General features: G+C 69.1%; 7 protein-coding genes. 4 read left to right on the top strand and 3 right to left on the bottom strand.

Annotation, left to right across the window (positions count from 1 at the left end):
• Positions 1 to 181: 181 nt before the first annotated feature.
• A complete protein-coding gene (locus ACFWMR_RS41425; RefSeq protein ID WP_378382353.1) occupies positions 182 to 1,342 on the bottom strand; it encodes a Cys-Gln thioester bond-forming surface protein in 1,161 nt (386 codons plus the stop codon).
• Between the two features lie 340 nt (positions 1,343 to 1,682).
• On the opposite strand from ACFWMR_RS41425, the gene ACFWMR_RS41430 reads away from it, so the two are divergent.
• A complete protein-coding gene (locus tag ACFWMR_RS41430) occupies positions 1,683 to 2,867 on the top strand; it encodes a PQQ-dependent sugar dehydrogenase (protein ID WP_378382354.1) in 1,185 nt (394 codons plus the stop codon).
• 43 nt (positions 2,868 to 2,910) lie between these two features.
• Here the strand turns inward: ACFWMR_RS41430 and ACFWMR_RS41435 are convergent, their stop codons facing one another.
• On the bottom strand, positions 2,911 to 4,062 hold the full coding sequence (locus ACFWMR_RS41435) for a sensor histidine kinase (protein WP_378382356.1): 1,152 nt from the start codon (positions 4,060 to 4,062) through the stop codon (positions 2,911 to 2,913).
• Positions 4,063 to 4,181: 119 nt separating this feature from the next.
• Here ACFWMR_RS41435 and ACFWMR_RS41440 point away from each other — a divergent pair, with 119 nt between their 5' ends.
• The 3 genes from ACFWMR_RS41440 to ACFWMR_RS41450 all read left to right on the top strand — a co-directional run bounded on the left by ACFWMR_RS41440 (position 4,182) and on the right by ACFWMR_RS41450 (position 6,758).
• Positions 4,182 to 4,721: a DUF1453 domain-containing protein gene (locus ACFWMR_RS41440; RefSeq protein ID WP_093937727.1), complete on the top strand. Its 540-nt coding sequence runs from the start codon at positions 4,182 to 4,184 to the stop codon at positions 4,719 to 4,721.
• Between the two features lie 13 nt (positions 4,722 to 4,734).
• Entirely contained in the window at positions 4,735 to 5,394 is a 660-nt protein-coding gene (locus ACFWMR_RS41445; RefSeq protein WP_378275989.1) for a response regulator, read from the top strand.
• Positions 5,395 to 5,468: 74 nt separating this feature from the next.
• Entirely contained in the window at positions 5,469 to 6,758 is a 1,290-nt protein-coding gene (locus tag ACFWMR_RS41450; RefSeq protein ID WP_378382357.1) for an SON protein, read from the top strand.
• Positions 6,759 to 6,869: 111 nt separating this feature from the next.
• Here the strand turns inward: ACFWMR_RS41450 and argG are convergent, their stop codons facing one another.
• A complete protein-coding gene (gene argG / locus ACFWMR_RS41455; RefSeq protein ID WP_093937724.1) occupies positions 6,870 to 8,318 on the bottom strand; it encodes an argininosuccinate synthase in 1,449 nt (482 codons plus the stop codon).
• Between the last annotated feature and the right edge of the window lie 429 nt (positions 8,319 to 8,747).

An 8,747-nucleotide genomic window follows, 5' to 3' on the forward strand; every position in this document is an offset into this window, starting at 1 on the left:
CGATGGGTTAACGCCCCCGGGTGGGTTTGGTGGTGTGTGGCTTTTGGGTTAAGAACACGAATCGCCACTCACGACCCACCCAGCCGGAGGGCACCTCACTGGTCCCCCGGGTCGCGACCGATGAACACGAAAGCGGGGCCGGTCCACAATGGACCGGCCCCGCTTCGTGTTCGGTTCTTTCTTACGCCTCGCTACGGCGACGGCGCACCAGCAGCACCATCAGCACACCCGCGCCGAGGAGCGCGCCGCCGATGACCAGCGGCATGGTGGCCGAAGCACCGGTGTTGGCCAGCTCGTTGCCGCCACCCGACTCGGCGCCACCGGGGGTGGTGGGGGCCGGGGTCTCGGTGGCGGGCGCGCCGCCCTGCTTCCAGCTCGCGGTCGCGTTCGCGGAGACCGAGGTCTTCTCGGAGTCCGCGACGATCAGCGACTGGGCGGGGACCTTGGCGTAGTTCTCGCCCACGAACAGTCGGCCGGTGTCGAGGTGGCCGCTCACCTTCAGCGAGAAGGAGCCCTCGCCGTCCTTGGTGTCCTTGGGAACGTCGACGAAGACCTTGGTGCCGTCCTTGATGGCGGAGGCCTTGATCTCCTTGCCGTCGGCGTCGACGACCTTGACACCCTCGGGCAGCTTGCTGGTCAGCTCGGTGATGTCACCAGTGGTGGCCACGCTGAACGGGCCGATCTTGCTGCCGGTCGCACCGGAAGCCTTGGCCGGGCCGATGTCGAGGGTCGGCTTCGGCTGCGCGCTGATGCCGACGTTCTCCTTGCCGACGAGGTAGTCGTAGAGGGCCAGCACGTCGGCGGCCGCCGCATCGACGTTGTCCTCCATCAGCGGCTTCTTGCGGTCGAAGTCCTTGCCGTCGCTGAAGTGCCAGACGGCCGCCTGCGTCGCGGTGACGGCCTCACCGGCGGACAGGCCCTCGTTGAACTTGACCCCGTTCTTGCCGAGCGCGCCTTCGATGGCCTTCAGGCCGACCGCCGGGTAGCCGTGGTGCAGCACCCAGTTGATCTTCGCGTTGTTCTTGTTGAACGGCGACGAGGCGTCCGGGTACTTGTTCCACGGGCGCTCGATCATGTCCTGATCGGTCCGCATGTCGACCTCGATCTGGACGCAGTACATCTTGAGCTTGCTGCCGTCGGAGAGCTTCAGCTCGAACAGCTCCGGGACGTAGTGCTTGGGGTCCCCGAAGTTGACGCTGTAGCCGCGCTCGCCGGCCTTGTCGACGACCCGGCCCCGTGCCGCGCCATCCTCGGCGAGGGCGGCCGGAGCGGCCATCGTCATCGCGACGGCCGCGGTGGCGACCGCGATCCCGCCGCGAACCAGAACTGACCTGCCGTGCATGTGTCTCCCATCCGAATACGGACCACGAATGCCAGTGCCGCGTGCGACCACAGGCCCCGACCGCAACGGCTCGCCCACATGGGGGATCAGTAATCCCATCGAGCGAGAGCGGAGCATACAGAAGTCATACACGTGGCTACTCCGGGGTATGGCTCATGTCCGAATTGCCCCGAAAGAAGAGTGAACGCCAGGAGAAGGATGTCGGATGGGTAGATGACGACTTCCCGGCGGAAAGAAACCGACGAAAAGCTCGCGGATGGAGGTACCGCCACTGCTCCGCCCACTGTTGAATTGGGCCAGCTGAATTGGACCAGACCATTCAACGGTGATTGGAGTCCCCATGACGCGACGGCACCTCCGCCGGGGGTTGTCCCTGGTGGCCGGGCTCGCCATGGCCGGAGCACTGCTCCCGGCCGCGAGCAGTGCGGAACCCCGTGAAGCACGGGGTGTTCCGCTCGGCGAGCTGACCGCCACGGCGACCAAGGTCGCGTCCGGGCTGGTCAATCCCACCGCGATCACGGCGCTCAACGACGGGAGCGGCCGGATCCTCGTCGTCGAGAAGAGAGGCGTCGTCCGGGCCTACCATCCCCAGACCGGGCTCGCCGCCAAACCGATCCTGGACATCAGCGACAAGGTGAACGGCGCGGACGTCGAACGCGGGCTGCTCGGGCTGGCGGTCGCCAAGGACAGGCGGGTCTACGTCGCCTACACCCGCAAGTCCGACAGCGCGGTGACGCTGTCGCGGGTCCGGCTGGACACCGGTGAGCTCACCGAGCTGATCACCCAGCCGCATTCCGAGTATCCCAACCACAACGGCGGCCAGCTGGCGTTCGGTCCGGACGGCTACCTGTACTGGGGGATCGGCGACGGTGGCGGCGGGGGCGACCCGCTGGCCAGCGGGCAGCGGCTGGACACGCTGCTGGGCAAGATCCTGCGCGTCGACGTCAACCGCGCGTGCCGTCCGCTGCGTTACTGCGTCCCGCCGGGCAACCCGTTCGCCGGCGTCGCGAACGCGCGGCCGGAGATCTGGGCGTACGGGCTGCGCAACCCGTGGCGGTTCTCCTTCGACCCGGCCGACGGCTCGCTGTGGATCGGCGACGTCGGCCAGGGCCGGTTCGAGGAGGTCGACCATCTCGCCAAGGGCAAGGGCGGCGCGAACTTCGGCTGGTCCTGCAAGGAGGGCCCCGTCGTGTTCGACGAGACGCGCTGCAAGGACGGCGTGACCTACACCGATCCGGTCTTCCACTACATCTCCGGCGCGGAGGGCTGCGCGGTCATCGGCGGGCACGTCTACCGCGGCAAGAAGTACGCCTCGCTGGCGAGCGGGACCTACCTCGCCACCGACTTCTGCCAGGGAACGGCCTGGGCCGTCCGCAAGAAGACCGACGGCACCTACGAAAGCGCCCGGATCGGCGAGTTCCCGCTCGACGCCACCACCCTCGGCACCGACCAGAACGGCGAGCTCTATCTCGCCGACGAAACGCCCGGCGGACTGCACCGGATCTCGTTCGCGCGCAAGGGCTGACGGAAAGACTCCCCGGCCGCGTCCGCCCGGCGCGGCCGGGGTCTCAGCCCGTCCTGGGCAGCCGGACCTCGACCTTCCAGCCGCCACCAGGAGCGGGACCAGCCTGTGCCGACCCGCCCAGCGCGCCCGCCCGTTCCCGCATCCCGACCAGCCCCATCCCGCCGCCGCTGTCCGCCGCCTGAGGCCGCTCGGCGGGACCGTTCGTGACGACGAGCGTGACCGTCTCCGGCGAGAACCCGAGTCGCACCGCGCGTGCGGCGCCGGGGGCGTATTTGGCCGCGTTCGTCAGCGCCTCCTGCGCCGCGCGGACGAGGGTGTGCGCGACACCGCCGCCGAGCGGGCCCGCGGTGCCGTCCACCTCGAAGGACACCGTCTCGCTCGCGCACATTGCGGCCAGGGTCTTTTCCAGCGGCAAGGCGTCCTCGCGCAGTTCGTGCACCGCCTGCCGCATCCGCCCGATGCCGTCCACCGCCAGCGACCGCGCGCGGCGTACGGCGTCGCCGGCTTCCGCGTCCCTGCCTTTCGTGCCGAGGGCGTCGGCCAGGTCGAGTTGCAGGGCGATCCCGGTCAGCGAATGTCCGAGCACGTCGTGCAGTTCCCGCGCGATCCTCGTCCGCTCCAGCAGCGCGGCCTCCCGCGACTCGGACGCGGCCGCGCGCCGGGCTTCGGCGGCGGCGCGTTCGGCGTTGAAGAGCGCGTCGCGCCGGTCGCGGCGCGCGATGCCGAGCAGCACCGGCAGGCCCACCGAAAGCGCGAGCCACCACGGCCACACGTCCGCGTCCGGCGTCACCGCGCCGACCACCGCGACCGCCACCGCGCAGCAGACGGCGTCGAGGACGGCCACCGCGACCGCCAGCGTGCGCGAGGCGAGTTTGATCCCGGCGACCGCGGCGGCGAGGTAGGCGAACATCGGCGCGAAGGTCTTCGGGGCCAGTGGGAGGAGCACGGCGGCGGACACGGCGTATCCGCTCGCGAACAGGAGCCGCGCCCGCTCCGGGATCCGGTCCCACGGCAGGAACGACGCCAGGGCGAAGAGCGTGACGAGGACGAAGAGCACGGTGGTCAGAGGCCGGGCGTGGACGTGCTGGGTGAAGATCCCGACCCCGGTCACGACGATCGCCGCCGTGATCAGGGCGGGCCGGATCAGCCTGTCGGCGACCCATTCGCGGCGGAGCACCGTCGCGTTTCCGGTCATCGGGGCTCCTGAGGGTGGAGAGGGTTCTCCACCCGAAGATACGGCCGCCGCCGCACGACGGCCCGCGCTCACCGCCATAACGTCGGAGTGTCTTCGAAAACCTGCCCGAGGGGGAAACGATGAGCACTCCTGTCGAAATAGTCCTGATCGTCGCCGTGGTCGGATACGTCCTCATCCGCCGCATGGCCGGGGACGTCGCCGAAGCCAAGCGGATGCTGCTGCTGCCCGCGATCCTCACCGTGATCGGCCTGTCCAATGTGGATGAAAGCGTGAAGTCCGCGACCGCGGTGGCGTTCCTGGCGGGCACGCTCGCGGTGAGTGTCCTGTTCGGAGTCCTGCGGGGCGCGAGCATCCGGATCTACCAGCAGGACGGCGTCGCGCACATGCGCTACACCTGGCTCACGATCGCGCTGTGGGTCCTGAACGTGGCCGCCAAGGTCGGTGCGAACCTGCTGCTCGGCCTGATCACCGGAGTCGCCTCCGGCGGGAACAGTGTCATGCTGACCATCGGCGTCGGGATGCTCGTCGAGGGGGTCGTGGTGCTCGCCAGGGCGGTGCGCACCGACAGCCGTATCGTCTGGAAGAAGGGCGAGGACGGCAAGGCGCACACCACCTCGCCGTTCCTCGACGATCTGCAGGCCAAGCTGTCCCGCCGATGACCGGAGGTACCAGGTGACCGTCTCGCTCGTGGTGGTCGACGATCAGGCGTCCGTGAGGGAAGCCCTCGCGGTGATGCTCGACATCGCCGACGGCATCACCGTCGTCGCGACGGCCACCAATGGCGCGGAGGCCGTCGACGCGGTCTCCCGGCACACGCCGGACGTCGTGCTGATGGACCTCCACATGCCGGTGCTGAACGGCGTCGAAGCGACCGGCCGGATCAAGACCGCGGCACCGGAGGTCCAGGTGGTGGTGCTGACCAGCCTCGACGACGACGAGTCGATCCTCGCCGCGCTCGAAGCCGGCGCGAGCGGCTACCTGACGAAGGAAGCCGACCGGGCGAAGATCGAGCAGGCCGTGCGCACCGCCGCCGACGGACAGGTCGTCCTCGCCCCGGAGGTCCAGCGGAGGCTCCTCACCCTCGCGTCGCGCCGGTCGCGTGCGGTGGAGGAGGCGGACCGATTCGGGTTCACCTCACGGGAGAAGGAGATCCTCGGCCTGATCGGCGAAGGCCTGCGGAACCCGGAGATCGCGGAGCGGCTGGTGATCAGCGAAGCCACCGTCAAGACCCACATCAACAACCTGTTCGCGAAGGCGGGCTTCCATTCCCGCGCCGAAGCCGTCCGGTACGCGCTGAGCGCGCCGGCGCCCGCGCCCTACCGCTTCACCTGATCGCGTTTCATCAAGTTTTCATCATCCCTCCTTAGCGTGATGTCCCTCAGGTGGATACGGCTATGGAGGGCGACGTGGAGCAAGAATTCCCACCCGGAGGCGCGCAGTGGCCCCCGCCGCAGGGCTGGGTCGTGCAACCGGTACCGGCTCCGCCAGCCCGGAAACCCCGGTGGCTGCTGTTCGGCGGTATCGCCGGACTCGTGGTGGTACTCCTCGCGGGACTGACGACGTGGCTGCTGTGGCCGTCGAAAGGGGATCGCGAGCCCTTCGAACAGGCGCTGGCCGGGCTTTCCTCGGCGCCGGCGGTGCGGAACAGCACCTCTTCGGTCGGCGGGATGATCACGACGGACGTCAAGACCACCGCTTACGGCGAGACTTCCGGGACGATGTCCTTCCAGGGCAAGAAGATCGAGATCCTGGTCGTCGGCGCCAAGGTCTACTTCAAGGCGCCCGACGGTCTGCTGCCCGGCGCGCGAGGGGATTCGTCCGAGACCGAGGGGCTCAAGGACCGCTGGATCACCGGCGAGGACGCGCTGTTCGGCCCGGTGCTGCAGCAGTTCGAGTCCCCGGAGAAACTCGCCGCCCGCCTTCGCGAGGCGCTGGAGCGGGCGGACGACATCCCCGGCGACCAGAACGAGACCGTCCGGGACGTCCCGGCGCTCAAGGCGAGCACACCCGCCGGCGATCTGTACGTCTCGAAAGAGGCGCCGCACCGGCTCCTCCGCTACTCCGTGAAGATGCCCGGCGGAATGCCTTCCGTCCCACGGGTTCCGACGATCCCCGACGCGGGCTCGCGGCCGCCGATGCCGTCGGGAGCGAGCCTCGGGGAGTCCGATGTGGACGCTTTGTCGCCGGAGGAGGCCGTCGCCGTCTACGAAGACCTGATGTCGAACACCAAGAAGCTGTCCGGCGCCGTCGACACCGGTGTGCGGTTCGACCTGGACGGCGCGGCCACGGTCGCCTGCGGCGCCGCGGGCTGCACGGTGACCGCGAACGTGTCGAACACCGCGTCGGCGAACAGCGGCGGGAAGGTCACCGGCCAGGTCAACGCCACGATGACCGCGAACGTGACCATCGGCGGCCGCCCGGCGGGCAGTTGCCGGAACACGGCGACCCTGTCGCTGAACGGCGCGGGCTCGATCAGTTGCGTCAACAGCGAGGCCGGTGGCGTGTTCTCGGCGGTCGAGGCGGAGAAGAAGGCCGACGCCGAAGCCCGGTCGCGGGCCTCGGGCGGGGTCCCGGTCCAGTACCGGATCGAGAGCATCGCGTCGGTTTCGGTGCTGGCCGAAGCGATCGGGCAGGTCGAGATCACCCGGCTGGTCGACGAACTTTCGGAGCGGCGGTCGAAGCTCGGCGGCAAGTGATCCGGCCGGACAAAGGAAACAGCGCCGGGCGAACGGCTTCGATGCCGCGCGCCCGGCGCTTTCGCGTCCCGCTTGTTCGGGTCGGTCCGTGTTGATTGAGGCCGTGTCGATTCAGTCCGTGCCGTATTCGATCGCGGCGTGGTCGAGCAGTTCGTCGTCGCCCGAAGCCTTGCCGCGTGAGGCGATCACCTGCGCGCCGCCCGCGTCCATCGCCCCGATCAGCCCGGTCGACGCGGCCTGCGCGGCGCCGATCAGCGTCGGGTGCCCGCCGCCGACCATGCCCAGCCCGGCGTACTGCTCGAGCTTGGCGCGCGAGTCGGCGATGTCGAGGTTGCGCATGGTGAGCTGGCCGATCCGGTCCACCGGGCCGAACGCCGAGTCCTCGGTGCGCTCCATCGACAGCTTGTCCGGGTGGTAGCTGAAGAACGGGCCGGAGGTGTCGATGATCGAGTAGTCCTCGCCGCGCCGCAGCCGCAGCGTGACCTCGCCGGTGACGGCCGCGCCGACCCACCGCTGCAGCGACTCGCGCAGCATCATCGCCTGCGGGTCCAGCCAGCGGCCTTCGTACATGAGCCTGCCGAGACGGCGGCCCTCGTTGTGGTAGCTGGCGAGGGTGTCCTCGTTGTGGATCGCGTTGACGAGCCGCTCGTACGCCGCGTGCAGCAGCGCCATGCCCGGCGCTTCGTAGATCCCGCGGCTCTTGGCCTCGATGATCCGGTTCTCGATCTGGTCGGACATGCCGAGCCCGTGCCGCCCGCCGATGGCGTTGGCCTCCAGGACCAGGTCGACCGCGGTGGCGAACTCCTTGCCGTTGATCGTCACCGGGCGGCCCTGCTCGAAGCCGATCGTGACGTCTTCCGGCGCGATCTCGACCTCGGGGTCCCAGAACCGGACGCCCATGATCGGGTTGACGATCTCGATCCCGGTGTCGAGGTGTTCGAGCGACTTGGCCTCGTGGGTCGCGCCCCAGATGTTCGCGTCCGTGGAGTAGGCCTTCTCGGTGCTGTCCCGATACGGCAGGCCGTGGGCCTGCAGCCACTCGGACATCTCCTTGCGGCCGCCGAGCTCGCTGACGAACGCGGCGTCCAGCCACGGCTTGTAGATCCGCAGGGACGGGTTCGCGAGCAGGCCGTAGCGGTAGAACCGCTCGATGTCGTTGCCCTTGAAGGTGGAGCCGTCGCCCCAGATCTGGACGTCGTCCTCGAGCATCGCGCGCACCAGCAGCGTGCCGGTGACCGCGCGGCCGAGCGGGGTCGTGTTGAAGTAGGTGCGGCCGCCGTTGCGGATGTGGAAGGCGCCGCAGGCCAGCGCCGCGAGCCCTTCCTCGACCAGCGCGGCCTTGCAGTCGACGGCCCGCGCGATCTCGGCGCCGTAGGCCTTCGCCCGGCCCGGGACCGACTCGATGTCGGGTTCGTCGTACTGGCCGATGTCAGCGGTGTAGGTGCACGGCACTGCACCCTTCTCGCGCATCCACGCGACCGCTACGGAGGTGTCGAGGCCGCCGGAGAAGGCGATCCCGACGCGTTCGCCGACAGGCAGAGAGGTGAGTACCTTGGACATGATGGAAGTATATGCATAAGAGTGTATGACCATGCAAGCCGGGGTGAGCAGGGCAACCCGGGCGGGTGGCCGGTCCGGGTAGCCGGGGATTTGTCAGAAGGTGGCGTGGCAGGCGGGTGAGTGTGTCCCGTGCGCCACGCTTGGGACGCTCACCGTCTCGAGCGTGGCGCTCGGGGCACACTGCCCTGGCGTTCGGCGCGGTACAGGTGAGGCGGGTGGTGCCGGGGATGGTCGGGCGTGGCGACTTGGGGTATCGAGGGGGAAGGGCGTAGGTGTCCTGTTCGCTTGCCGGCGCGTCTACTTGGGATGTTGTGAAAGTGGCTTTCGCAACCTTCAACGTTGCGGAAGTGGCTTTCGCAACACCGCCGAGTCGCTGAGGCGCTCCGGCAGGACTCGACGTCGCGAAAGCCGCTTTCGGGACATTAGGTG

Origin of the sequence: Amycolatopsis thailandensis (genome assembly GCF_042723255.1) — a bacterium.
Lineage (GTDB): Bacteria > Actinomycetota > Actinomycetes > Mycobacteriales > Pseudonocardiaceae > Amycolatopsis > Amycolatopsis thailandensis.